Origin of the sequence: Flavobacterium sp. (genome assembly GCF_036515215.1) — a bacterium.
Taxonomy (GTDB): Bacteria; Bacteroidota; Bacteroidia; order Flavobacteriales; family Flavobacteriaceae; genus Flavobacterium.
In genome coordinates this window covers 1-25,029 of sequence record NZ_DATBVQ010000162.1, presented here as the reverse complement: position 1 = coordinate 25,029, position 25,029 = coordinate 1, and the positions used below count along the sequence as shown (strand labels likewise).

Sequence of the window (25,029 nt, the reverse complement as noted above, 5' to 3'; positions counted from 1 at the left end):
CCTCAGCTACCTGCTGGGCGAAACTCTTTCCTATGTTTCCTCCCAATCCGACGTTCAGTCCAGCCGATTTCAACAAATGATAGACTAACATCGTCGTAGTCGTCTTTCCGTTACTTCCCGTTATCCCAATCGTGATGGCTTTTGTAAAAGGGGCGGCAAATTCTATTTCAGAAATTACGGGAATGCCTTTTTCTATAAGCTTTTTAACGATAGGAGCTTTCTCGGGAATACCAGGGCTTTTCATCACCACATCTGCATTCAGAATTAATTCCTCCGTGTGCCTTTCCTCTTCCCAAGTGATACCATTACTTGTAAGAACTTCTTTGTAATTATCTTTTATTTTTCCAAAATCAGACACAAAAACATCATATCCTTTTTCTTTTCCGAGAATGGCCGTACCCACTCCACTTTCTCCTCCGCCTAATACAACTAGCCTCATGTTATCTTAATTTTAGAGTAACAATTGAAAGTATCGCCAACATTATGGCAACAATCCAAAATCGCGTTACGATTTTACTTTCATGATAGCCTCTCTTTTGATAATGATGATGTAAGGGAGCCATCAGAAAAATTCTTTTGCCTTCGCCAAAGCGTTTTTTGGTGTATTTAAAATAGCTGACTTGCAATACCACCGATAGGTTTTCGACTAAAAAAATACCGCACAACAATGGAATCAACAATTCTTTACGAACTGCAATTGCCAGTACCGCTATAACACCTCCGATAGTTAAACTTCCCGTGTCCCCCATAAATACGGATGCAGGGTAAGAATTGTACCAAAGAAATCCGATCAACGCACCAACGAATGCCGCTATAAATACAGTCATTTCACCCGAATTGGGGATGTACATAATATTTAAATAATTAGAAAAAATTATATTACCGGAAACGAATGTAAAAATCCCCAACGCCAGCACGGATATTGCCGAGGTACCTGCCGCGAGACCATCAATTCCGTCAGTTAAATTGGCCCCGTTTGAAACTGCCGTTATAATAAAAATCACAACCGGGATAAAAATCAGCCATGCCAATTTTTGATAACCTTCGCCCGTCCACGCCAACAACTCTGCATAATCGAACTCATTGTTCTTGAAAAAGGGGATTGTAGTTGCCGTTGATTTTTCTTCAACCGGACTTTGGGTTATCACATTTTCAGTATTGGGTCTAAAAATATCATTTTTACCCGTATCTGTTCTTACCGTGACATTTGGGCTAAAATAAAGGACTGTCCCCACGATCAAACCCAATCCTACTTGCCCAAAAACCTTAAAAATACCTTTTAATCCAGCTTTGTCTTTTTTGAAAATTTTGATATAATCATCAATAAACCCGATTGTCCCCATCCATAAGGTAGTAACGATCAACAAAACGATGTAAATATTATGCAATTTGGCAAACAACATAACAGGCAAAAGCGTAGCGAATATGATTATAAGCCCTCCCATGGTTGGCGTTCCCGCTTTCTCGTTTTGACCGGCTAAACCCAACTCGCGAACCGTCTCCCCCACTTGCTGATTGCGTAAAAAATTTATGATTCTCTTACCGAAAACAGTAGACAACAAAAGGGACAATAGAAAAGCTAGTGCCGATCTAAAGGTGATGTATTGAAAAACTCCCGCTCCGGAAACATTCAATGTTTTATCTAAATATTCAAATAAATAATACAGCATATTTTCACTATTTATGAAGTTGTTCTAATATCTCTTTTACTATTTTCATGTCATCAAAGTCACTGCGAACACCGTTGATTTCCTGATAAGTCTCATGCCCTTTACCCGCGATTATGATGATGTCGTTTGGCTGCGCCAGTTGGCAAGCCGTTTTTATCGCCTGTCTTCTGTCCGTAATAGACAAAACTTTTTTATAATTTTGAGCAACAATTCCTTGTTCCATCTCTGCGATGATAGCATCCGGATCCTCATTTCTTGGGTTATCGGACGTCAGGACCACTTTGTCGCTCAATTCAGAAGCAATGCCGGCCATAATTGGGCGTTTCGTCTTATCCCTATTACCGCCGCAACCCACTACGGTGATCAGCTGTTCGTTTTTATTCCTAATGTCATTTATGGTTTTCAACACGTTTTCAAGCGCGTCTGGTGTATGGGCATAATCCACGATAGCCGTTATGTTTGTAGCGGAAACGATGTACTGAAACCTTCCGGAAACACTTTCCAGTTCTGACAACAGTCGGAGCGTTTCCAAACTATCTAATCCAAGTTCGATGGCCGTTCCGTATATAGCCAAAACATTGTAAGCATTGAAAGTCCCAATCAGTTTTACCCAAACTTCATTTCCGTCAATTTTCAACAACAAACCTGACAATTGGTTTTCAAGAATCTGAGCCCTGTAATCGGCATACGATTTTAGGGCATAAGTGCGCTTTTTTGCCGCCGTGTTTTGCAACATTACCGCGCCGTTTTTATCGTCAATATTACATAAGGCGAAAGCCGTTTTTGGAAGATTGTCGAAAAACGATTTTTTCACATCTCTGTATTCTGCAAAAGTGGGATGATAGTCCAAATGATCGTGAGACAAATTGGTAAAAACACCACCAACAAAATGCAAGCCTTCCGTTCTTTTTTGATGAATTCCGTGCGAACTCACCTCCATAAAACAATATTCGACGCCTTCTTTGATCATTTCACTCAAATAATGATTGATTGTGATTGAATCTGGCGTTGTGTGCGTTGCTTTAAATTCTTTATCATCAACTAAAATTTTCACTGTGGATAGCAATCCTACTTTGAAACCTGCCTTTTTGAATAGCTGGTATAAAAGCGAAGCTATAGTTGTTTTTCCGTTCGTTCCGGTTATCCCGATAAGCTTTAAATCTTTTGAAGGATCACCAAAAAAGTTGGCCGCCATGAAAGCAAGCGCCTTATTGGTGTCTTTCACTTGTATGTAAGTGACTCCCTTTTCGAATGTCGCCGGAAAAGTGTCACAAACAATTGCGATAGCACCAAGTGCTATGGCCTTTTGAATATAATCATGACCGTCAGAAATAGAACCGCGAATGGCAACAAAAACATCGCCTTTCTCTATTTTTCTGGAATCAAATTCGATTTTTCCAATAGCGACGCTTGTCGAACCATTAATGGATTCGATAGCTACTTTGTATAATATGTCCTTTAGTATAATCACAATAATTCGAGTGTTATAGTTGTGTTTTTTATTATATCCTGACCCGCCTGAAGCGATTGTGTTTTTACCTTACCCATTCCCATTGCCTTGACTTTTATTCCTAAATTTTCTAATAGGGCAATCGCATCCATTCCGGGCATCCCTTTGACATTTGGGACAAATCGTTGTTGTTTTTGCAATCGGGCGAAGTACTCATTATAATTACTTTCCTGTTTAGGAATTTTTTTGTTCAAATTTTTAATTTCATTTGTTGAAGGCACGTCTGTGAATATCTTTTGCGCTATTCTTTTAAAAACTGGCCCCGCAACACCGGCTCCATAAAAATCACCCTTAGCAGTGCTTGGTTTATGAACCACTACTATACAAGAATACTTAGGTTTATCAGCCGGAAAATACCCCACGAAAGAAGACGCATAATACATTGAAGTACCGTCTCTTTTTCCATAATTTACTTGAGCTGTACCTGTTTTGCCGGCCATAGAAAAATCTTTAGAATACAATTTAGAAGCAGTTCCTTTTTTAACTACGTTAGCCAGAACCGCTTTAAGCTTTTTTATTGTTTCAGGTGAACAAACTCTAGGGTTGATTACTTCTTTTTCAACCTTTATAATCGTTTTATTCCATTCTTTAATTTCTGAAATAAATTGAGGTTTCACCATCACACCATTATTTGCCACAGCATTATAAAATGTTAAAGTTTGCATTGGTGTAACAGATACTCCATAACCAAAAGCCATCCAAGGAAGAGAGATATTATTCCAATGCTTGTCTGTAGGTTGAGGAATAAAAGGACGGCCTTCACCTTCAAAATCCATTTTCAATTTCTTGTTAAATCCCCAAGAGTTAACATGATTAACAAATCGAGATGGGCTGTCTTTATAATTATCATAAACAGCTTGAACCAATACCGTATTAGATGACAATTCAAAACCTCTAGCCAAAGATATTTTTCCGTAACCCCCTTTATGTGAATCGCGAACAGCCTTACCCGAATAACGAATTTCTCCACCAAAAGTGTTGTAAACAGTATTTGTATCTGCCACTTTATCTTCTAAAATAGCCATCATGTCAACTAATTTAAATGTAGATCCAGGTTCATGAGACTCCGCGACAGCATAATTTGTGGTCTCATAATAAGTTCCGTCACTAGCTCTCCCTAAGTTCGCGATAGCCTTTACCTGACCTGTTTCAGTCTCCATAACAACTACGCAGCCATGATCCGCCTCGTACTCTTGCAATTGTTTTAACAAAGCATGGTGCGCAATATCCTGGATATATACATCAATAGTCGATATTACATCATAACCATCCTGAGGATCAACTTCATTTACATCCCGAATTGGCTTCCATTGTCCTTTTGCAATTTTTTGTTTTAGAATTTTACCGTCTTTTCCATTCAGGTATTTTCTATATGCCCATTCAATTCCTTTACCGTCAAACTTATCTTCAGCAATTTCTCTTTCATAACCAATGGTTCGCTCTGCGATTTTACCTATCGGATGTTCCCTGATGGTTTTTTGCTCTACAATAATTCCGCCTTTGTAAGCTCCTAATTTAAACAAAGGAAATCCCTTGATTTTTATGTAGTCTGTATAACTTAAGCCGCGAGCAATTAAATAATATCTATTATTATTGGCCCTAGCTTTTCTAAGTTCGTTTTGATAAAAACCACTTGACTTACCCAAAACCGTAGCCAGGGAATCGGACAATGCTTGCACGTTTTTTTCGAAATTCTCTACTTTTGGAGCAAGAGCATCAAATCTTATAGTATAATTAGGTATTGAAGTGGCCAATAAACTTCCGTCTGCCGAATAGATATTCCCTTTATTTGCAGGAATAACAAAATTCTTAACCGTTCTTTCTTTAGCTAATTTTCTATAATAATCCCCTTCGACCCACTGTATGTTTGTCAATTTCACGGCAATCGCGATCGCAATCAAAAAGATAGCAAAAGCAACCAGGTAGATTCTATATGATATGTGTTTATCTTCTACTGCCATAATTTTTCAAGAAAACTTTTTTCTTCTTTTTTTATTACTTTAATTTTTACTGGAGGAACAGTCGATGGGAAAATCTCTTTTTCGATCATCTTTTGGGAAACGGTCGATTCCATCTTCAACTTCATCAGCTGAGAACGTCTGTCGACGAATTCGGATCGCAATTCTTTTACTTCGTTTGTCAGTGCGGCAATCCTAAATACTTTCTGTTCGTAATGCTGCGTGTTGGCAATCATGATTATTGCCAAAAGAATAAGAAAAACAATAAAACGCCAGTTTTTTATAGCATCATCATCTATAAGAAATCGCGCTTTCAATATGTTGGTAAAACCGTTTTTCATTTGCCGTCTCCCCGACCCTCAAAATAGAAGGAGCCGAGATATTTAAAGTTAGTATCTGTAATTCCGCTTCAACCCTTGCCCACTGGAATGGGGCTATTTCTTTTCGGCTATTCTTAATTTAGCGCTTCGCGCTCTATTATTTAGTTTTATCTCTTCTTTGTCAGGAACGATCAATTTTCCGATAGTTTTAAATGGAACCGAATAATTACCGAAAAAATCGCGTTCCGGTTCCCCCTCAAACATTCCGTTCTTCATAAATCGCTTTACCAGCCTGTCTTCCAATGAATGATATGAAATAACACTCAATCTTCCGCTTGGATTTAATATCTCCAGAGACTGCTCAAGAAACTCCTTTAGAACGTCCATTTCTTGGTTCACTTCAATTCGAATGGCCTGATAGATTTGAGCCAATATTTTATTCCGAACTCTTTCCGGTAAAAATTTAGCCAAAATCTCTTTTAATTCATCAGTTGTTTTGATCGGTTGTTCTTCTCTCGCCGCTACAATTGTCCTTGCTAAGACTGGAGCATTTTTCAATTCCCCATAGTCCAAGAACACTCTTTTCAAATTTGCCTCATCGTATTCATTGACTACCCTATAAGCATTCAAATCGTTTTTTTGACTCATCCTCATATCCAATTCGGCGTCAAAGCGAGTTGAAAACCCTCTCTCGGGAACATCAAATTGATGGGAAGAAACACCCAAATCAGCTAAAATTCCGTCGACACTTTTTACACCATAAAAGCGCAAGAAACGTTTGATATATCTAAAGTTCTCATTAATAAGAACAAATCTTTCGTCCGGTAAAGCATTAGCTAACGCATCCTCGTCCTGATCAAAAGCGAACAGCTTCCCGTCTGGCCCTAATCTGCTTAAAATCTCCTTCGAATGCCCACCTCCGCCGAAGGTTACATCCACATAAATGCCATCAGGCTTAATATTCAAGCCATTCACTGATTCCTTTAGCAAAACCGGATTATGATATTCCATTGTCGTCGTCATTTATATTTCCCATTACTTCTTCCGCCAAATCGGCAAAATCTACATCTTCACCATTTATCGATTTTTCATACAAATCCTTATCCCATATCTCAACTATATTTACCGCCGAAGAAAAAACAATGTCTTTGGATATGCTTGCAAAAGAAACCAGATCTTTAGAAACCAATAATCTACCCAAGGCATCTATCTCCACCATCTTCACGCCAGCCGTAAACCTGCGTATAAAATCATTATTTTTCTTTACAAATCGATTAAGCTTGTTGATTTTTATCATCATCAGATCCCATTCGGCCATAGGATACAACTCCAGACAGGGCTGAAACACAGAACGTTTCAAGACGAAACCGTCTTGTAGCGAAAGGACCAGCTGCTTTTTTAAAGGCGCCGGCAACAGCATCCTTCCTTTGGCATCTACCTTACATTCATATGTTCCGACTATTGTTATCAAGAGAGTTTCCTTTTAGATGAACTAAAGCAAAAATATGAAAAATATTACCACTATTCACCACTACTTACCACTTTGTTGATAAGTTTACCCACTTTTGACGAAACCCCCTTAATTTTTGGACTATCAGACTGTTAGCTACTTTATAAATTACGACAAAGAATCTTCAAACTAAAGAAAAAGCGCGTCGATTATACGCAAGGTTTTAACACCTAAAACCATTTATTTGCAATAATGATTATAACGAAAAGCAGACATTTGCCATTTTGAAAATTTAATTGAAAACAAAAACAATAAAAAAAGGCGCAATAATCTTAAAAACTGTATGCAAAAATTCTTTTTAATTTATTAAATCATATATTTGTGAAAATTGAAAATCCGCATTCAAAAACATGGAAAAAAATTATAAGAAAGAAGGTAAATACAGCTATTATGAAGCTGGAGAAGGAACGCCAATTGTTATCTTGCATGGCCTAATGGGAGGCCTAAGTAATTTTGACGCCGTTGCCAGTTATTTTTCTGAAAAAGGATACAAAATTGTCATCCCAGATTTGCCTATATATACCCAAAACATTTTAAAAACTAATGTCAAAAATTTCGCCAAATACGTTAAAGACTTTATCACTTTCAAAGGTTTCGAAAGGGTAATACTTTTAGGGAATTCCTTAGGAGGCCATATTGCTTTATATCATACTAAAATGTATCCTGAAAAAGTTGCGGGACTTGTAATAACAGGTAGTTCAGGATTGTATGAAAGCGCCATGGGCGACAGCTATCCAAAAAGAGGCGATTACGAATACATAAAGAAAAAAGCTGAGGACGTATTTTACGACCCAAAGATCGCAACACCGGAACTTATTGATGAAGTATATGCTTCGGTAAACGATAGAATAAAACTGATAAAAACGCTAACCATCGCCAAGAGCGCCATTCGTCACAACATGGCAAAAGACCTACCTAAAATGCACGTTCAAACATGTATTATATGGGGAAAGAATGATAAAGTCACGCCTCCAGATGTTGCGGAAGAATTCAATAAATTACTACCCAACTCCACATTATACTGGATAGACAAATGTGGCCATGCCGCGATGATGGAGCAGCCTGAAGAATTTAATCGTCTACTGGAAGACTGGTTAAGCCACACCCATTTAAAAGCACACTAATCCTGAAAGGATTAATTTACACCTAGAAAAAATGAAAATTAATACCGCCGAATTTGTAATTAGCAATTCTGACGTCTCCAAATGTCCAAAGGACTTTTTGCCAGAATATGCTTTTATTGGCCGATCAAACGTTGGGAAGTCGTCATTGATCAATATGTTGACCAACCACAAAAAGCTCGCGAAGACCTCTGGAAGGCCCGGAAAAACGCAGCTAATTAATCATTTCCTAATAAACAACAATTGGTTTTTAGTCGATTTGCCAGGATATGGTTATGCTAAAGTGTCCAAAAAAACCAAATCCGTTTTTCAGCAATTCATTACGGACTATTTCGAAACTCGCGAACAGTTGGTTTGCGCTTTTGTTTTAATAGACATTCGCCATGAGGCACAAGCAATCGATATTGAATTTATGGGATATATGGGAGAGAGCGAAATCCCTTTCTGTATTATCTTTACCAAAGCAGACAAAATCAGCAAAGTCAAAATTGATTCCCATATTGCGGCTTATAAAAAGAATATGTTCGCGAATAACTGGGCAGAAATGCCTCATTATTTTGTGACATCAGCTACTGAATCTATAGGAAAAGAAGAACTGCTGAGCTATATCGAGGAGGTAAACCAAGAGGTTTTCAAAAACAATAATCAGTTTTAAAAAATTCTCTCTTCGCATCTTAATATAAAAAATCCCAAAACTAAAATTTCAGTTTTGGGATTTTTTATATTAAGTAATCAACCTGATTTATTTTTTCAATTCCAGCTTTTCAGCAAAATACTCACAGAATTGCTTCATTGTATCGGTCATCTTTTCGTCTCCGGTTGCACGATAAAAAGTATCCGACATCGTAACCAAAGTCTGATGAAAGAATATCTTCATTTCATCGACAGGCATTTCTTTTGTCCATAAATCGATACGCAAACTTTCCTTTTTATTACTGTCCCAAACCGATAGCATAACCGCCTTAGCTTCTTCCAGTTCAACACCTCCGTCTTTTGCGGACCATAATAATTTTTCCGGAACTTGGTTTTCATCTAATTCTACAAGAATCTTAATTTCTGATTTGTTTTTATCTGACATTACTTTTTAGGTTTGTATTTTGATTTTTCAAATATTTCTTTAACATTCGTATTTAATAACTGTTGCAAAGATACTTTATTGTTTTCCATATACGAGCGAACAATTTGCCATCCCACCCAAGCACCAACTCGACCTGGCGATTCGTTGTCAATTTCCAAATAAAATTTGGAAAAAGGGGCCATATTTATAAAACGTGGAATTAGCTTTTGATCGTCACTGTAAAGCAATTCTTTTTCGATGAAATAACGCCACATATAACTCTCGTTTTCTTGGCACCATTTTATCTGCTCCGCCGTGTAACCCATCTTATCGGCGTCGCCATAGTCCGGCAACAACTTGTCTTTCAGATACAACTCCTTACCCGCATAAATCATATTGGAAAGCAAGCTCTTATTTTGATTGGGAGCTGTTTTAAATTTAAAAAAACTGGAGACAACATCCGGCATAATTTGCCTCTGTTCAAAATTCTGCTTAATGTATTCCGGAAACTGATAAAACTTATGCTCTTTGCCTAAATACATTTCGAGAGAAACGATGACCAGGCTATCGGCATATATGACCTTATTATTATAATCCATTTCCGAGATTACCGTAATTACCTTTGGTGTTTTTGTTTCAGGGAAATAATATTTAATGTGCTTAAAAAGGCCTACAAACTGACTTTGCACAGGATCAAAATTCGCATATTTTTTCTGAACTTCGCCATACAGCTCTTGCCACAATGGATCCTGCATCTTATTTAACCAAACGGCATCTTCATTTCCCGCAGGAAAAAAAAAGGGATATTCCTTTTTCACCTTATTCAAATCTTCGGGTTGGGTTTCGAAAAATATTTTGTCAAAACGCTCCACCTTTATTTCCACAGGCATTTCAGCAATTGCTTTTTCAATTTTATTTTTTTGCCCGCAAGACAAAATAAATAAACTTAGAACACTCGAAACTAGGTATATTTTCATTTTTTTTAATTAAATTTGCCTAAGAAAAATCACTCAAAATAGCAGGCTACATATTGCTTTGCAAATATACATTCCTCCTTGTTAAAAGTTAAACTATTATGACTAAAAAAAACACGATACAAGTTGAAAAAGTGAATGCTCAAATTGTTAACTGGCTAAAAACCTATGCGGAAAACGCGAAAGTTAACGGATTTGTTATTGGAATCTCAGGAGGGGTTGATTCAGCCGTTACTTCCACATTGTGTGCGCAAACAGGTTTGTCTGTTTTATGCGTAGAAATGCCCATTCATCAGCACGAAAGCCATGTAAGTCGTGGACGCGAACATATCGCCCAATTAAAGAAAAGATTCCCTAATGTAACGAATACCCAGGCAGATTTAACTTCAGTTTTTGAAGCCTTCAAAAAAGAAGTCCCTACTGACTTTGAGGAAAGCAAACTACATCTGACTCTGGCAAACACCAGAGCACGCCTCCGGATGACGACTTTATATTATTTTGCCGGCGTTCATGGTTTACTCGTTGCGGGAACCGGAAATAAGGTGGAAGATTTCGGGGTTGGATTTTACACAAAATACGGAGATGGCGGAGTGGATTTAAGCCCAATTGCAGATTTGATGAAATCCGAAGTCTTTTTATTGGCCGCATACCTAAATGTTCCGGATTCGATTCTGAAAGCGGCTCCATCGGACGGTCTGTTTGGCGACGAAAAAACAGACGAGCAACAACTGGGTGCCAATTACGATGAATTAGAATGGGCAATGCTCGAAGATGAAGCGGGAAAAACAGCAGATGATTTTACAGGAAGACAAAAAATAGTCTTCGAAATTTACAAATGTTTAAACAAAACTAACCAACACAAAATGAGAGAGATACCGGTTTGTTTAGTTAATCGGGATTAATTGCATTTTATCCAGAAAATTAGTAATAATGTTTTTTTATTGCTAAATTTATTATATCATTTTGACAGATAACTCTTAAAATTAAGAATTATGATTAAAGTTTGTTTAGCCGATAATTATCCGGTCGTGCATTTTGGAGTGAAATCTTATTTTAAAGATCATGCCGACATATCAATAGTTGCCAATGTTGGTAATTTCCTGATGATTCGCGATATACTCCTAACTAAGGACATAGACGTTTTAATATTAGATTTGGAGCTGGAAGGTCTTTCCAGTATTTTTGAAGTCAAGTCAATTTTGAAAACTTTTCCGAAAACTAAAATTATTATTTTTAGTGGTCTTTCGGAGCAAATTTATGCGCCGAATGCCATTAAAGCGGGTGTCTCAGGATTTGTGCACAAAAAAGAAAAACTGGAAACTTTAGGTCAATCTATTGTAAAAGTCAATCAGGGGAAGATTATCATGAATGAAACCGTGAAAAAGAACCTTGCCTTAATTGCAAAACAAAGCAAGAGCGAACGCCTGTATCGAAAATTATCCAATCGCGAAGTGGAAGTGCTGCGTTATTTAAGTGCAGGAAAAAAGAATCACGAAATCGCCGAGATCCTCAACCTTAATGAAAAAACAATCAGCACCTACAAATTGCGATTGTTAACAAAACTGAATGTGACCAATTTGGTTGACTTAGTTGAGAAAGCGAAAAAACTCGAAATCGTTTAGTAATTTCTAAATAGCCGATTGCCGTAGATAAATACTCCATATCCTTGAACAAGGTTCAGAGATATGGAGTATTTATTTTAATGATAACGAACCACAACCCTACCTAATTTTTTTGAAAATTTACCTCGGAGTTCAATATAGCTCATCACCATGGACAATGATTCCATATTATCTGCGCCGGGTTCATTTGAGAGCGCGTTCTTTAAATTTTCAATAATTTCACTAATCAAAAACCATCTTAAGGTAAACAAAGTGTCTGACACTCCCTGATTTAAGGTTTCTTCAATAGTTTTTGGAAATATATTCTGTCCTATCCAGTCATGCAATACATATTTTTCATCTTCCATCATTATCGTAGTCACTTCTTGCGGAACACCGGACTGTAAATGATTGATATACTTCTCTACTCCTGAATTCTCATTCTGAAGATAGTAATTAATTAAATCTTCATATATAGCCTTAAAAGTTGGACTTGCAAACTCCACTTCATCCTCCTGCAAACTCAAAAATATCTTTTGGAAAACCTTCAATTCTTTGAATTCCGTAACTTCAATAATTTCCCCTTCTCCGTCAGACTTCATTAAGATTTCCTCGAAATTTTCAGTTCTATTGCCATACAGCAAAAGAATCCTGATTATTTCACGTTCCACATTAGCTAGTACATCGACTTTTTCGACAGCCTCAAGATTTTCATTTTTTATTACTTCAAACGATTTTTGTTCCGTCTTTTGTTTTTTTCCTACCTCAGCGACATCTTTCTGAACTAATTGTGCCAAAGTGCTCACCAACACTTGTTCCGAAATGTCCATAATCCTGGAACATTCCTGGATGTAAATTTCCCTTTGGATTCTGTCCGGTATTTTAGAAATACTCAATACCATATCCCGAATCAAATCGGCTTTCTTAATAGGGTCATTCTTCGCCTCATTCATCAAAAGAGAAGCCTTGAACTGTATAAAATCTTTGGCATTATTCTCTAAATAAGCCACTAAATCATCATAAGATGTTTTTTTGGCAAAACTATCAGGGTCTTCACCATCAGGAAAAGTGCAGACCTTCACATTCATTCCTTCTTCCAGAATCAAATCAATTCCTCTCAGCGAAGCCCGGAGACCGGCCGCATCACCATCAAAAAGGACGGTAATATTCTTAGTCAATCGGTTGACTAATCGGATTTGATCCGGCGTCAATGCTGTCCCGGACGAAGCAACCACGTTTTCAATTCCGGACTGATTGAACTGAATAACATCTGTATAACCTTCAACCAAGTAACAATTATTTAGTTTGGCAATGGATTGTTTGGCTTGAAAAATCCCGTAAAGGACTTTACTTTTATGGTAAATGTCACTTTCTGGCGAATTCAGGTATTTTGCCGATTTTTTGTCATTTGTAAGTATTCTACCTCCAAAACCAAGCACCCTTCCGGACATGCTTTGTATGGGAAACATCACACGGTTTTTGAAACGATCAAACGGCCTGTCCTCTCGTGCAATAGTTAAACCCGTACTTTCCAGATATTCCAACTTATAGCCCCTACCTAACGCCTCCTTTGTAAAAGCGTCCCAAGATTCAGGGGAATAACCTAGACTGAATTTTTTAATGGTATCACTGGTGAATCCTCTTTCCTTAAAATAAGATAATCCTATAGCCTTACCTTCTTCAGAGTTCAAAAGCGTATTATGGAAATAACTTTTTGCAAATTCAGAAACCAAATACATGCTTTCACGAACATCAGTATTGGCTTTTTCCTGGTCAGTTTGCTCCGTTTCCTCTATTTCTATATTGTATTTTTTGGCTAAATAACGGATAGCTTCCGGATATGTAAAATGCTCGTGCTCCATTAGAAAAGCGACCGAGTTTCCGCCCTTGCCAGTACTAAAATCCTTCCATATTTGTTTAACGGGCGAAACCATAAATGAAGGCGAACGCTCATCAGAAAACGGACTCAATCCTTTAAAGTTACTTCCGGCCCTTTTCAATTGCACAAAATCACCAATAACCTCCTCTACTCGAGCAGTTTCGAAAACAGTATCTATAGTCGCTTTTGAAATCATTTTTTAGTGGGAAAGTCACAAATATACAAAGTATTTTTGCATCGAATTAGATAAAACTTAGATAATAAAACTGCAACAGAATAGCGCTACTTCTTTCTTTCAATAACGTAATTCACCATTAAGATTAGGGCATCTTTGAATTCAGAATTGGGATAATTGTCCAACAGTAAAAGGGCTTCCTGTTGGAATTCGACCATCTTACTCTCGGCGTAAGACAAACCATTATTGTCTTTAACGAAAGCGATCACTTCTTTTACACGCTTCTTGTCTTTATTGTGGTTCTTTATGGAATTGATTAGCCAGCTTTTTTCTTTTGAGGTACAAGTGTTCAAAACATGAATAAGCGGCAATGTCATTTTTTGTTCCTTAATGTCTATTCCTGTGGGTTTCCCGATTGCGTCCTCCGAATAGTCGAACAAGTCATCTTTGATTTGGAAAGCCATTCCTATGAGCTCGCCAAATTTGCGCATGTTCTCGACTTGATCCTTATCTTCAATAACCGATTTGGCACCAAGAGCACAGCAGGCAGCGATAAGAGTCGCCGTCTTTTTCCGAATTATTTGGTAGTAAATATCCTCAGTGATGTCCAGTCTTCGTGCTTTTTCAATTTGAAGCAGTTCACCTTCGCTCATTTCGCGAACGGCAACCGAAATGATTTTAAGCAAATCGAAATCTCCATTATCTATGGAAAGCAACAGTCCTTTCGAGAGCAAATAATCACCTACAAGCACCGCAATTTTGTTTTTCCAAAGCGCATTTATGGAGAAAAAACCTCTTCTTCGATTGCTGTCATCGACCACATCATCATGAACCAATGTTGCCGTATGAATCAACTCAATAACACAGGCCCCGCGATAGGTTCTTTCATTAACAATTCCTGAAGAAACCATTTTTGCTGTCAAAAAAACAAACATGGGACGCATTTGCTTCCCTTTTCGGTTTACGATGTAATACGTAATCCTATTCAGCAAAGCCACTTGTGAAGTCATCGACTCATAGAACTTTTTTTCAAAAAGTTCCATTTCTTTAAAGATGGGCTGTTTTATTTGGGAAGTGACGTTCATTTAGAATTCAAATATACCATTTTAAATAAAAACCGTTATCTATTTTGTCTAAGTATATTTATTTAATCCAATTCCCATTTGCAATCAATAAAAAAACTCAGTCAGCTTTATTTTGTAAGGCCGCTGTGTAAGGCATAAATCTTTGCGAAAAAAACCGAATGGAGCATTATTGACTTGGCGAGCGGCTGAATGTGATACGCCAGTTATGTCGTAAATGACTGGGGCACAGCTACAAAAACCTCTTTGGGAACATGGTTTTAATAAAAATTTTAAAAGGTTTAAAACAAAAAAAGGAGTTCAACATCTGAACTCCTTTTTTTACGCTTCTTTATTTGCCAATTGCCCGCAGGCAGCATCTATATCTTTACCACGACTTCGTCTCACCTTAACGACAATTCCGCTGGCTTCTAACGCTTTGATGTACGCATTGGTCGCTTCTTCGGAGGCCTGTTGAAACTCGCCGTCATCAATCGGGTTGTATTCGATCAAATTCACTTTGCAGGGAACATATTTGCAGAATTTCACTAATGCATCTATCGATTCCTTGTTGTCATTGATGTCTTTCCAAACCACGTATTCGTAGGAAACTTTGCTTTTGGTCTTTCTGTACCAATATTCCAAAGATTCGCGCAAATCAGCCAAAGGGAAATTAGCACTAAAAGGCATGATTCTGGCGCGAATTTCGTCAATGGCAGAATGCAGGGAAACCGCCAATTTGAATTTTACGTCATCATCGGCCAATTTTTTAATCATTTTTGGGACACCTGAAGTGGAAACCATAATTCGTTTAGGGGACATCCCCAGGCCTTCCGGCGAAATTATCATTTCGATGGCTTTCAACACATTGTTATAATTCATCAATGGTTCTCCCATACCCATAAACACGATATTAGATAAGGGATGATTGTGGTACAAACGACTTTCTTTGTCTATGGCGATCACCTGATCATAAATTTCGGCAGGCTCCAGATTTCTCATCCTTTTTAACCGCGCAGTCGCGCAAAAATTGCAATCCAAACTACAACCTACTTGGCTGGAAACACAAGCCGTTGTCCTGGTGTTGGTAGGAATCAAAACGGACTCCACCACTAAGCCATCATGCAAACGTACCGCATTCTTAACGGTTCCATCTTCAGAACGCTGCATCGTGTCCACCTTAATATGATTGATAACGAAATTACTCTCCAGCATCGCACGCGTTTCTTTGGAAATATTTGTCATGTCCTCAAAACTGTGTGCTCCCTTACTCCACAACCATTCATACACTTGATTCCCACGAAATGCTTTGTCACCGCTGGTTACAAAAAATTCACGTAATTGCTCTTTTGATACCGCTCGTATGTCTTTTTTTTCAATTTGCATGTTGCAAATTTAACGACTATTTGTTATATTTAATAATTATCTACGTAAATTCAATATCACAGAGGATTTCTATTTCTGTTTTCAAATTAAAATTTACTAGATAAAAACATTTTCGAAAAAAAATTCAGTATTAAATCTATATGGTTCTCATTTTTTAATGAAATTTTAATCACTCATATTTATCAAACATTACTCTCTTCCTTAGACACAAATTTGCCCATAGTTAATAGCGCATTTACATATTTTTAAAAAAATAGACCGACAAACCATCATTAACTTAATAAAAACTATGATGAAATCAAAAAACCTTACATCGACATTTTTGGCAATGGCTTTTTTCGGAATGCTATTTTCTGCAAATGGCCAAAAAAATTATGAATTAATTAAAGAACAAAATTTTTCCGTGTTCGGAACTTCAACATTACATGATTGGGAAATGACATCAACTGAAGGCACCGGTAACGCAAACTTTACCATTACCGATTCAAACTTGGAAGAGATTAACGGTATAACCATAAATATTTTATCCGAAACCCTAAAAAGCGATAAAGCCGCCATGGATAAGGTTGCCTACAAAACCTTAAAAACAAACAAATTCAAAACCATCGAATATGTATTGAAAACAGCTGAAAAAGTAAACGAAAACACTTGGAATTTAACCGGAACATTAACCATTGCTGGGGTCAGCAGAGAACTAAAAACGCAAGTTAAAACAGCGATAAGCGACGATATCGTTTCTTTGGAAGGCACTAACAGAATTACGTTTGAGGAGTACGGAATGACCCCGCCAAAAGCATTACTTGGAACAGTTAAAACAGGAAAAGAAATGGTGCTAAAATTCAACATTCACTTCAATTAAGTCAATCATGAAACGAATTTATCTTTTAGTTGCCGCCTTCTTAAGTTTAACCGCACTAACGGCACAAACTACTTTTCGGAAAATCCAAAATCTGATTCCACGCGACCAAAATGGGATAAATCAATTTGACGTAAAAAAAGACAGTGTGGGATTTAAAGGACTAAGTGTTGATCTAGGAGGCGCACTTGCATTGCAATTTCAAGGAGTGAAATCATTTAATGAGCAATCAAACTTAGCTGCTCCTATCGAAGGTTACAGATTAAATAATCTGGTAAATAATTTCAATTTACCTACCGCAAACATGACCATCGGTGCTCAGTTATATGACGGTGTCCGAGTAAATTTAGAGCTGTATTTGGCCTCGAGGCACCATAATGACACATGGGTAAAAGGAGGGTATTTGCAAATTGATAAATTAGATTTTATCAACAAGGATTTTTTAGCAGCGTTTATGCAATACGCGACCATCAAAATCGGGCAGATGGAAAACAACTATGGGGACGCGCATTTTAGAAGATCTGACAATGGAAGCACACTGGTCAATCCTTTTATAGGAAATAACATTATGGATGCCTTCATCACGGAAATGGGCGTCGAGTTTTATTACAACAGGAACGGATTTGTGAGCATGATAGGTCTCACTAACTCCAAATTAAATCAAAACGTCAAAGAAATAGTTCCAAGTTCTCCCACACAAAACACTACTATCAGCCCGACTATTTTAGCGAAAGTAGGTTTTGACAAACAAATTGATACCGATTTAAGAATGAGACTAACCGGTTCCTTATACCATGTTTCTAACATAAGTGGAAACTTGTACGGCTCTGACAGGGCAGGCAGCCGTTTTTATGGCGTGATGACTCACGCAGGATATACCGGCGTTTCAGGCACTGTAGCAGACAACTTTGACCCTGCAGTAAACAAAGACACCGGCAGATTCAATCCTGGATATGGGAATTGGGCCACTTCCTACATGATAAACCCTTTTGTAAAATACAAAGGCTTGGAATTCTTTGGGACACTGGAATTCACTTCCGGTGGGGATGCTAAAGGAAATGACGACACAAGAACCGTCAACCAATATGTCGGAGATGTTTTATACCGATTTGGGAATAAAGAAAATTTTTATATAGGAGCTAAATACAATGTCGTGACTGGCAAACTAAATAACGCTGACGCAAATGAAGTTACGGTAAATAGATTAGAAACTGGCGCGGGTTGGTTTTTTACTAAAAACATATTAACTAAAGTAGTTTATGTCGACCAAAATTATAATGATTTCAGCCAATTTACAGAAGGGAATCCTAATGATTTATATGGTGGTCGCTTTAATGGAGTCCTATTTGAAGCTGTAATTACATTCTGATGCTCAAGTTTCGACTCATTCGTAAAAATGGTGACCTTCCAAAAGTAAGTCGCCAGAATATTATTGATTTGATTTTGCATAGTAACTAACTTCCATGGCAAAAAGCTTCGAATAATCTCCCAAATTCTTCAATAAATTTACTTTTAAACTTCTTTTATTCCCGTTTTTTGATTTGTAACTTTGCCTCAATTAAAAAATTCAAAAATGCATTTCATTTCCCAAGAATTAGAAGATTATATCGAGCAACATTCCGGAAAAGAGCCCGAATTATTGGCGGCGTTAAACAAAGAAACCTATCAGAAAATATTGTTGCCCAGAATGTTGAGCGGGCATTTCCAAGGGCGCGTTTTAAGCATGTTATCCAAATTAATCAGACCATTAAATATTCTTGAGATTGGCACTTACACCGGATATTCCGCTTTGTGTTTGTGCGAAGGAATGCAAGAAAATGGAATGCTACACACCATTGATATCAAAGAAGAACTGGTTGATTTCCAGAGAAAACATTTTGACAAATCTCCTTGGGGCAAACAAATTGTACAGCATTTGGGCGAAGCCATCGAGATAATCCCAAATTTGGATCTGAAATTTGATTTGGTTTTTATCGATGCCGACAAGGAAAACTACATCAACTATTTTGAAATGATAGTCCCTAAAATGAACAAGGGCGGGATAATCTTGTCTGATAACGTGCTGTGGAGCGGAAAAGTCCTAGAACCGGCGAATCCTAAAGACGTTAGCACAAAAGTCCTTTTGGAGTATAACGAGCTATTGGCACATGACCCAAGGGTCGAGACTGTACTATTGCCCATTCGTGATGGATTAACGGTTAGCCGAGTTCTTTAGATTCAGTGTTCTTACCATTTTAGTTCTGGCTGCCTTAGCCCAGATGGAAATGGAAATCCTTCAGGATATAAATGGAATTTTTTCTAAACAAAAAAGAGCACCCAACGGAAGCTCCTTTATTGTTATTGAAAAAACCATTTTATACCGGAAGATTGAAATGGACAGCCGGAATAGCTCCTAGAAATTATAGCGGAAAATATTTCTTTTGTATGATTTGGTATATTTTATAAAACATAAATCCAGAAATAATCCCGAACAAGAAACCAGACAATATATCTACAGGATAATGCAGCCCAAGATAGATACGGCTATAAGCGAAGACCAACGGCCACAAAAAGAGCAGGTAAAAATGTTTGTAATAGCGATGTAAATTGCAATATATAAAGGTGGCCACAGCCATAGAGTTTGCGGCATGGCCGGAAAAGAAACTATAAGAGTCCCTGAACAGAACCACCCTAATAAAGGGGTTCACCTCCGGGTTGGCACAAGGCCGCAATCTTTGAAACCCGTTTTTGAACAAGTTCGTAATTTGATCCGTCCATGTCAATAAAACTGCTACAAACAGGAGTAAATACAGGGTTTGCTTTGTGCCTAATTTTTTGAAAATAAGATATAGTAACAACAAAAATAAAGGAAGCCAATTCAGCTGCTTCGTAATCATCAACCAAAGCCCATCATAGGGTGCGGAGCCCAAATTATTCAGGTAAATGAGCAAATCGGTATCTAGCGAGAGTATTTTTTCTATCACTACCTTTGACGTTTTACAGGTCCTGTAACGTCTTCAATATCTTCTTTTACCTTGTTCGCCTGCACAATCGAGTCTCCTAAAAGATCCTCTTTGGCTTTGCTAATTTGGGAATTGATGTTTCCGGTCATATCTGACAGGGACTTTGCGTCAAGTCCATTTGACTCGACTCCTTTTTGGATTTCACTTTTTATATCGTTGGTTGCATTTTTTAGTTGCGCCATTGCTTTACCCATAGTACGCGCTATTTCAGGCACTTTGTCAGAACCAAAAAGCATAAGCACAATAAACAAAATGAAAACCAACTCCCCTCCACCAATTCCAAACATATTTATATTTTTTTATTACGGCAAAGATACCAAATTTTGAATTCTTGCCTTTTAAATTATTCATAAAAAAAAGACTCTTAAAAAGAGTCTTTTTTTTATCTGTTACTTAATCAAATTTAGTTTTTAGCTCTTCCTTCGGCCAAGTGTTGTTGGTCACATCAATGTCTGCCGTTTCTAATTTTGGGTCAATTTGAATTTTTTTGATTGCTTTTTCAGTAGCGTACACTTTTTTGGCGGTATCATTGCTTTTTCTCCAAATTTGCGCTGGATATTTAAAGTTATCCAATGTCCCGTCTTCATAAGTGATTTCGACAAGAATAGGCATTAACATACCTCCCGGTTTGTTGAACTCAACTTCGTAGAAGTATTTTGGTGACTTTAAAGTACCTTTTTCCTCTGCAGTAAGCGTGCTCACGTAATCGGAAAGCAATTTTACATCCTCGATTTTTAAAGCTTTCTTTTGATTTGATTTCAACTCCGAATTGGACTCTTCTACTAAATAGACAAACGGCCCTTTATCAACTCCAAAACGCCCTCTTCTTACTTTCGCATCTTTAAGCGCAACAGTTGGCGTTTCAGAAACGTAATATTGTTTCACGTCATTAATACCGATGTCAACAAAATCAGTTGTGTAAAACCAACCTCTAAAAAACCAATCCAAATCTACGGCAGAAGCGTCTTCCATGGTTCTGAAGAAATCTTCCGGAGTCGGGTGTTTGAACTTCCAACGGTTAGCATAGACTTTAAAAGCATAATCAAACAACTCTCTACCCATGATAGTTTCGCGCAGGATATTCAATCCTGTGGCCGGTTTACCGTATGCATTATTACCGAATTGGATAATGCTTTCCGAGTTAGACATTATAGGTTCCAAGAATTTTTGATCTCCGCTCATGTAAGGAACTATGTTTTTGGCAGGACCACGTCTAGAAGGGAAGTTTGTCCCTAATTCTTGTTCGGCCATAAACTCCATAAAAGAGTTCAAGCCTTCATCCATCCATGTCCATTGACGCTCATCAGAATTTACAATCATTGGAAAAAAATTGTGTCCCACCTCGTGTATTACAACTCCCATCATTCCATTCTTGATTTGCTCGCTGGTCACCCCATTTGCATCTGGGCGGCCAAAATTCCAACAAATCATTGGATATTCCATTCCTTGGTCCTCTGCCGATACGGATACTGCTTTTGGATAAGGATAATCAAATGTATGTGAAGAGTAACTTTTTAAAGTATGCGCAACCGTTATTGTAGAGGTTTCTCCCCATAATGGGTTCGCTTCCTTAGGATAAACTGAAGCGGCCATTACTACCTTATCACTTAATTGAACTGCCATTGCATCATAGATAAATTTTCTTGATGTGGCAATCCCAAAATCCCTAACGTTTTTCGCGCTAAATTTCCACGTTTTTTTCTTGTCAGAAAAGCCTTTTTCACTGGCTTCCGCCTCAGCTTGAGTCACAATCACAACGGGCTTATCGAATGACTTCTGCGCCAATTCATATCTTTTTACCTGTTCAGGTGTAAAAACTTCACTCCTGTTCATCAACTCCCCTGTTGCTTCCATAACATGGTCGGCAGGTACAGTAATATTTACGTCAAAATCACCGAAAGGCAAAGCAAATTCTCCGCTTCCCCAAAACTGCATGTTTTGCCACCCTTCCACATCATTGTAAACTGCCATTCTAGGATAGAATTGAGCAATCACATACAATCTATTTCCTTCTTTTTCAAATAATTCGTAACCGGAACGGCCGCCGTCTTTCTGGTAATCATTGATATTGTACCACCACTTAATGGAGAATGACATTTTTGAATTTGGCTTCATAGGGGACGCCAAAGTGATTCTCATCATGGTTTGGTTTACTGTATAAGACATGGCATTGCCCTTAGCGTCTTTTACATACTCTATATTAAAGCCACGATCTAATCCTTTTTTCAAAAACTTGTCGGCAAATTTTGAAGCCGGAAAAGTCCGATTCATTTTTTCACTTTCCGATAAAGGAGATTCAGAATCTATGGCTGCCTGATTTTGATCCAATTGTATCCATAAATACTCAAGGCTATCTGGTGAATTATTGTAATAGGTAATGGTTTCTGAACCGCTTAATTTTGCTTTTTTATCGTCTAGCTCAATATCAATCTTGTAATCAGCTTGTTGTTGATAATAGGCAGGTCCTGGCGCACCAGATGCCGTGCGAAACATATTGGGCGTCGCCAATAAGTCATACATCTGATTAAATTTGTTGGCCTCGTACTTAGCTGTTTGTTTTGGTGTTGCGGTGGTTGTTTTTTCTTGCGCAAATAAAGCTACTGGAAGAATAAAAAATAAAATGATTTTTTTCATGGGTAGGATTAACTAATTAGTCCGTGAAAATACCATTTTTTACTATATTACCATTAATTTATCAGAATTTTAACATCTGTTTGGTCGAAGATTCCGTAAAAAGAAAACTTTGTTTCTCTCCCAATATAGTGAAGTGAGTTATGTTTTGTTGCTCTGAATTCCAATCAATTAATATGGCATTGTAGGTTTCCAAGGAATTAATTTTAGCAACCCCTTTTATACTTAAGTAACAAACAAGCACATCCCCTTCCAGCTCTTTGCTCAATAAAGCCATCGGACTGGGTTTTCCATTTATCTTAATTGTGAATTTTTCAGCAAGGTATTTTTTCAGCAAGGGCAATTCTTCAGGCGATTCCATATCTGTGCCTAGATGGAGTTTTTTATTGTATTTTTTTTCAAGTGCTTTGTCCAGATCGTCCACAAAAATCCTGGTTGTGATTTGAAGCATTTTTTTTTCAGGGGCATAATTCACTTGGTAAATACCCATGTAAAATTGATGAACAGTGAACGAGGTCAATACCACAAAAAGGAATCCGAAAAATAAGTAGCAGATTGTTTTCTTCATTTTTCAAAAGTAGTGATTCTTTTGTATTCTTTGTTTTTTGAAACAAGGAAATCGATCAATTGAAATTCATTATTTGGACCCATTAAACTTCTCGACCTGGAATCATTCTCACAAAAAACAAGAAAAAGCTTAATTTCATCGTCCTTCAATTTTAAGGTATTAGCGAAAAAAGAATAATTCAACCTGTTCAAGGCGAGCTCTGAAAAACTGGTGTCCTGATAAAAATCTACTTTTTCAGGATTGTTTTTCCTTAGTATTTTTAAAACATCTTTATAGATACGAACGAAGTCCATCCCGTTTTCAATGGTACCATCTGGCGGCATTAATCGGTTTTTAGGGGACGACTTCTCGTCATCAAAATATTCTCTGTCTACATACTTTTGGGTACCTCCAGATATTGGGTTCACCTCTTTTTTTGCCAAAATAAGCACCTCTGCTAATTCATTGGTAAAAACATCCATTTTTACAATAAATCGAGGCATCATAAATTCTTTTTCCGAAAGAACTATTTTTTTGGATTTAAACGCCAAGCTTGAAAAAACCAAGGTGTCGTTCACTTTAGCCATAATCGTAAAGAAGCCATAATTATTGACGATGGTACCTGTTTTTGAGTTGGCATTAAAAACAATCACATTTTCCACTGGCACCAAATCATTTCTCACCTGCCCTTTTAAAGGTGTTCGCGGCTCAATTTGGCTAAAGCAAAACTGACTCAACAAGCTCACAATTACTAGTACTAATTTAGTTTTCATCTGCTATGGTTTTATTATATTCTTTGGCCAAAGTAATAATCAGAAACATTGATAATGTTTTGTTTTTAGAATTTAAGGCTGCAACAAAATCCATATCATCAATACAATAATATTGAAATCCTTTAATATATTCTTGCGGGATTTTTAGCGTTTTTATATAGTACTTGTCTTCAAAAAGATAACTTAACTTGACCAATTCGCGTTCTTTGTATTCTATCGCCAATTCCTTCTTAAGCCTCGCCGTACGACCAGAAATCCAATTTAATGGCTTGTCAAGCAATCCCGAATTTGCCGTATATAGTTTCCTTTGGGCAGGAGTGTACTTTTTTTGCCCAGAGGGCACAATTCCTAAATTTTCGGCGCTAATGCTTGGGTACTCGTTTACAATCACTTCTTTTAGTTCTATACTTTTGGGAATCATTTGAAACTCAATAACCGCTAGGGTTAAATCGCCATTATTTAACCGTCTACGTAAAGTTACGAGATTTACGGCAGAAATAACCAAAACATCCCCCTCTTTTGCCAAAATAGAAAACATCCCGTTTTCATCCGCAATTGTCGCTCTTCCATTGGAATCGTTCACGATATTTATTCCCCCAACGGCAGTTGCCTCCGCAATTATTTTTCCTTGAATATTCTTTTCGCCAACAGTTTGCCCAAAAATAATCTGACAAAACAATATTAAAAGGAAGAACAAAGTCTTATTCGTTTTCACAAGCGATGATTTCGTTATATTTTGTGGCTAGCTCAGCTAACAAGAATTCGGTTGATGTTAGATTTTTGGAACTTAAAATTTTCGTAAACTGCTCATTCTCGACTGCGTAATATTCGAATCCCTTAACATAATCCAAAGGTATCTTTAACTTGTTTACGAAATGATTTTTATCAAACATATCATCCAATTGTTTCAAATAAGATTCTTTCTTTTCAATTTTGAGTTCTTTTTTGAGCATAGCCGTACGGCCTGAAAACAAATTAATGATAGGATCGAGCCCCAT

Annotated in this window: 25 protein-coding genes and 1 pseudogene; 7 read left to right on the top strand and 19 right to left on the bottom strand. The window is 37.4% G+C overall.

What is annotated here, in order from left to right; genetic code table 11:
• The 7 genes from VIH09_RS10985 to VIH09_RS10955 form a co-directional block, all read right to left on the bottom strand.
• On the bottom strand, positions 1-439 hold a 439-nt coding region (locus VIH09_RS10985), incomplete at its 3' end, for a Mur ligase family protein (RefSeq protein ID WP_331580890.1).
• Position 440: 1 nt separating this feature from the next.
• Entirely contained in the window at positions 441-1,670 is a 1,230-nt protein-coding gene (gene mraY, locus VIH09_RS10980; RefSeq protein ID WP_331580888.1) for a phospho-N-acetylmuramoyl-pentapeptide-transferase, read from the bottom strand.
• 7 nt (positions 1,671-1,677) lie between these two features.
• Entirely contained in the window at positions 1,678-3,141 is a 1,464-nt protein-coding gene (locus VIH09_RS10975; protein ID WP_331580886.1) for a UDP-N-acetylmuramoyl-L-alanyl-D-glutamate--2,6-diaminopimelate ligase, read from the bottom strand.
• A complete protein-coding gene (locus tag VIH09_RS10970; RefSeq protein WP_331580884.1) occupies positions 3,138-5,141 on the bottom strand; it encodes a penicillin-binding protein in 2,004 nt (667 codons plus the stop codon). The genes VIH09_RS10975 and VIH09_RS10970 overlap by 4 nt, the downstream gene beginning before the upstream one ends.
• Complete coding sequence (locus tag VIH09_RS10965) at positions 5,132-5,479, bottom strand: FtsL-like putative cell division protein (RefSeq protein ID WP_331580882.1); 348 nt, start codon at positions 5,477-5,479, stop codon at positions 5,132-5,134. The genes VIH09_RS10970 and VIH09_RS10965 overlap by 10 nt, the downstream gene beginning before the upstream one ends.
• 93 nt (positions 5,480-5,572) lie before the next feature.
• Positions 5,573-6,481, bottom strand: coding sequence for a 16S rRNA (cytosine(1402)-N(4))-methyltransferase RsmH (gene rsmH / locus VIH09_RS10960; RefSeq protein ID WP_331580880.1), 909 nt, complete (start codon positions 6,479-6,481; stop codon positions 5,573-5,575).
• On the bottom strand, positions 6,456-6,929 hold the full coding sequence (locus VIH09_RS10955) for a division/cell wall cluster transcriptional repressor MraZ (protein ID WP_331580878.1): 474 nt from the start codon (positions 6,927-6,929) through the stop codon (positions 6,456-6,458). Before VIH09_RS10955 ends, rsmH begins: the two co-directional genes overlap by 26 nt.
• Before the next feature lie 389 nt (positions 6,930-7,318).
• Here VIH09_RS10955 and VIH09_RS10950 point away from each other — a divergent pair, with 389 nt between their 5' ends.
• Positions 7,319-8,092, top strand: a complete 774-nt coding sequence (locus VIH09_RS10950; protein WP_331580876.1) for an alpha/beta hydrolase — start codon at positions 7,319-7,321, stop codon at positions 8,090-8,092.
• Between the two features lie 31 nt (positions 8,093-8,123).
• Positions 8,124-8,744: a ribosome biogenesis GTP-binding protein YihA/YsxC gene (gene yihA, locus VIH09_RS10945; RefSeq protein ID WP_331580873.1), complete on the top strand. Its 621-nt coding sequence runs from the start codon at positions 8,124-8,126 to the stop codon at positions 8,742-8,744.
• A gap of 87 nt (positions 8,745-8,831) precedes the next feature.
• On the opposite strand, the gene gldC is transcribed toward yihA, so the two are convergent.
• On the bottom strand, positions 8,832-9,167 hold the full coding sequence (gene gldC / locus VIH09_RS10940) for a gliding motility protein GldC (protein ID WP_331580870.1): 336 nt from the start codon (positions 9,165-9,167) through the stop codon (positions 8,832-8,834).
• Complete coding sequence (gene gldB / locus VIH09_RS10935; RefSeq protein ID WP_331580868.1) at positions 9,167-10,123, bottom strand: gliding motility lipoprotein GldB; 957 nt, start codon at positions 10,121-10,123, stop codon at positions 9,167-9,169. Before gldB ends, gldC begins: the two co-directional genes overlap by 1 nt.
• 98 nt (positions 10,124-10,221) lie before the next feature.
• Between gldB and nadE the strand changes: the two genes are divergently transcribed.
• Together nadE and VIH09_RS10925 are read left to right on the top strand one after the other, a co-directional pair.
• Entirely contained in the window at positions 10,222-11,022 is an 801-nt protein-coding gene (nadE, locus tag VIH09_RS10930) for an NAD(+) synthase (protein WP_331580866.1), read from the top strand.
• 90 nt (positions 11,023-11,112) lie between these two features.
• Positions 11,113-11,742 carry a response regulator transcription factor gene (locus tag VIH09_RS10925; RefSeq protein WP_331580863.1) on the top strand — a complete coding sequence of 210 codons (630 nt, stop codon included), beginning with the start codon at positions 11,113-11,115 and terminating at the stop codon, positions 11,740-11,742.
• A 77-nt stretch (positions 11,743-11,819) separates the two neighbouring features.
• Here VIH09_RS10925 and dnaG read toward each other — a convergent pair whose 3' ends face one another.
• From dnaG to rlmN, 3 genes are all read right to left on the bottom strand, one after another.
• Positions 11,820-13,796, bottom strand: coding sequence for a DNA primase (dnaG, locus tag VIH09_RS10920; RefSeq protein ID WP_331580861.1), 1,977 nt, complete (start codon positions 13,794-13,796; stop codon positions 11,820-11,822).
• 86 nt (positions 13,797-13,882) lie between these two features.
• A complete protein-coding gene (locus tag VIH09_RS10915; RefSeq protein WP_331580859.1) occupies positions 13,883-14,860 on the bottom strand; it encodes a polyprenyl synthetase family protein in 978 nt (325 codons plus the stop codon).
• A gap of 318 nt (positions 14,861-15,178) precedes the next feature.
• Positions 15,179-16,222 carry a 23S rRNA (adenine(2503)-C(2))-methyltransferase RlmN gene (gene rlmN / locus VIH09_RS10910; protein ID WP_331580857.1) on the bottom strand — a complete coding sequence of 348 codons (1,044 nt, stop codon included), beginning with the start codon at positions 16,220-16,222 and terminating at the stop codon, positions 15,179-15,181.
• A gap of 289 nt (positions 16,223-16,511) precedes the next feature.
• Between rlmN and VIH09_RS10905 the strand changes: the two genes are divergently transcribed.
• The 3 genes from VIH09_RS10905 (at position 16,512) to VIH09_RS10895 (ending at position 19,293) form a co-directional block, all read left to right on the top strand.
• Positions 16,512-17,081 (top strand): YceI family protein, encoded by a 570-nt coding sequence (locus VIH09_RS10905; RefSeq protein WP_331580855.1) that lies wholly within the window; start codon positions 16,512-16,514, stop codon positions 17,079-17,081.
• A gap of 7 nt (positions 17,082-17,088) precedes the next feature.
• Complete coding sequence (locus VIH09_RS10900) at positions 17,089-18,447, top strand: hypothetical protein (RefSeq protein ID WP_331580853.1); 1,359 nt, start codon at positions 17,089-17,091, stop codon at positions 18,445-18,447.
• 204 nt (positions 18,448-18,651) lie between these two features.
• Entirely contained in the window at positions 18,652-19,293 is a 642-nt protein-coding gene (locus VIH09_RS10895) for an O-methyltransferase (protein ID WP_331580850.1), read from the top strand.
• A 184-nt stretch (positions 19,294-19,477) separates the two neighbouring features.
• Here the strand turns inward: VIH09_RS10895 and VIH09_RS10890 are convergent, their stop codons facing one another.
• The 7 genes and pseudogenes from VIH09_RS10890 to VIH09_RS10860 all read right to left on the bottom strand — a co-directional run.
• Positions 19,478-20,041, bottom strand: coding sequence for a phosphatase PAP2 family protein (locus VIH09_RS10890; RefSeq protein ID WP_331580848.1), 564 nt, complete (start codon positions 20,039-20,041; stop codon positions 19,478-19,480).
• The gene (locus VIH09_RS10885) at positions 20,041-20,367 is read right to left on the bottom strand and encodes a Sec-independent protein translocase subunit TatA/TatB (protein ID WP_331580846.1); all 327 of its coding nucleotides are present in this window, start codon (positions 20,365-20,367) and stop codon (positions 20,041-20,043) included. The genes VIH09_RS10890 and VIH09_RS10885 overlap by 1 nt, the downstream gene beginning before the upstream one ends.
• A 106-nt stretch (positions 20,368-20,473) precedes the next feature.
• Complete coding sequence (locus VIH09_RS10880) at positions 20,474-22,714, bottom strand: M1 family metallopeptidase (protein ID WP_331580844.1); 2,241 nt, start codon at positions 22,712-22,714, stop codon at positions 20,474-20,476.
• Between the two features lie 61 nt (positions 22,715-22,775).
• Entirely contained in the window at positions 22,776-23,279 is a 504-nt protein-coding gene (locus VIH09_RS10875; protein WP_331580841.1) for a DUF6702 family protein, read from the bottom strand.
• Complete coding sequence (locus VIH09_RS10870) at positions 23,276-24,031, bottom strand: hypothetical protein (protein ID WP_331580839.1); 756 nt, start codon at positions 24,029-24,031, stop codon at positions 23,276-23,278. The genes VIH09_RS10875 and VIH09_RS10870 overlap by 4 nt, the downstream gene beginning before the upstream one ends.
• The gene (locus VIH09_RS10865) at positions 24,021-24,746 is read right to left on the bottom strand and encodes a hypothetical protein (RefSeq protein WP_331580837.1); all 726 of its coding nucleotides are present in this window, start codon (positions 24,744-24,746) and stop codon (positions 24,021-24,023) included. Before VIH09_RS10865 ends, VIH09_RS10870 begins: the two co-directional genes overlap by 11 nt.
• Positions 24,733-25,029 (bottom strand): annotated as a pseudogene (locus tag VIH09_RS10860) (hypothetical protein); the annotation flags it as partial. The pseudogene VIH09_RS10860 and the gene VIH09_RS10865, both read right to left, overlap by 14 nt.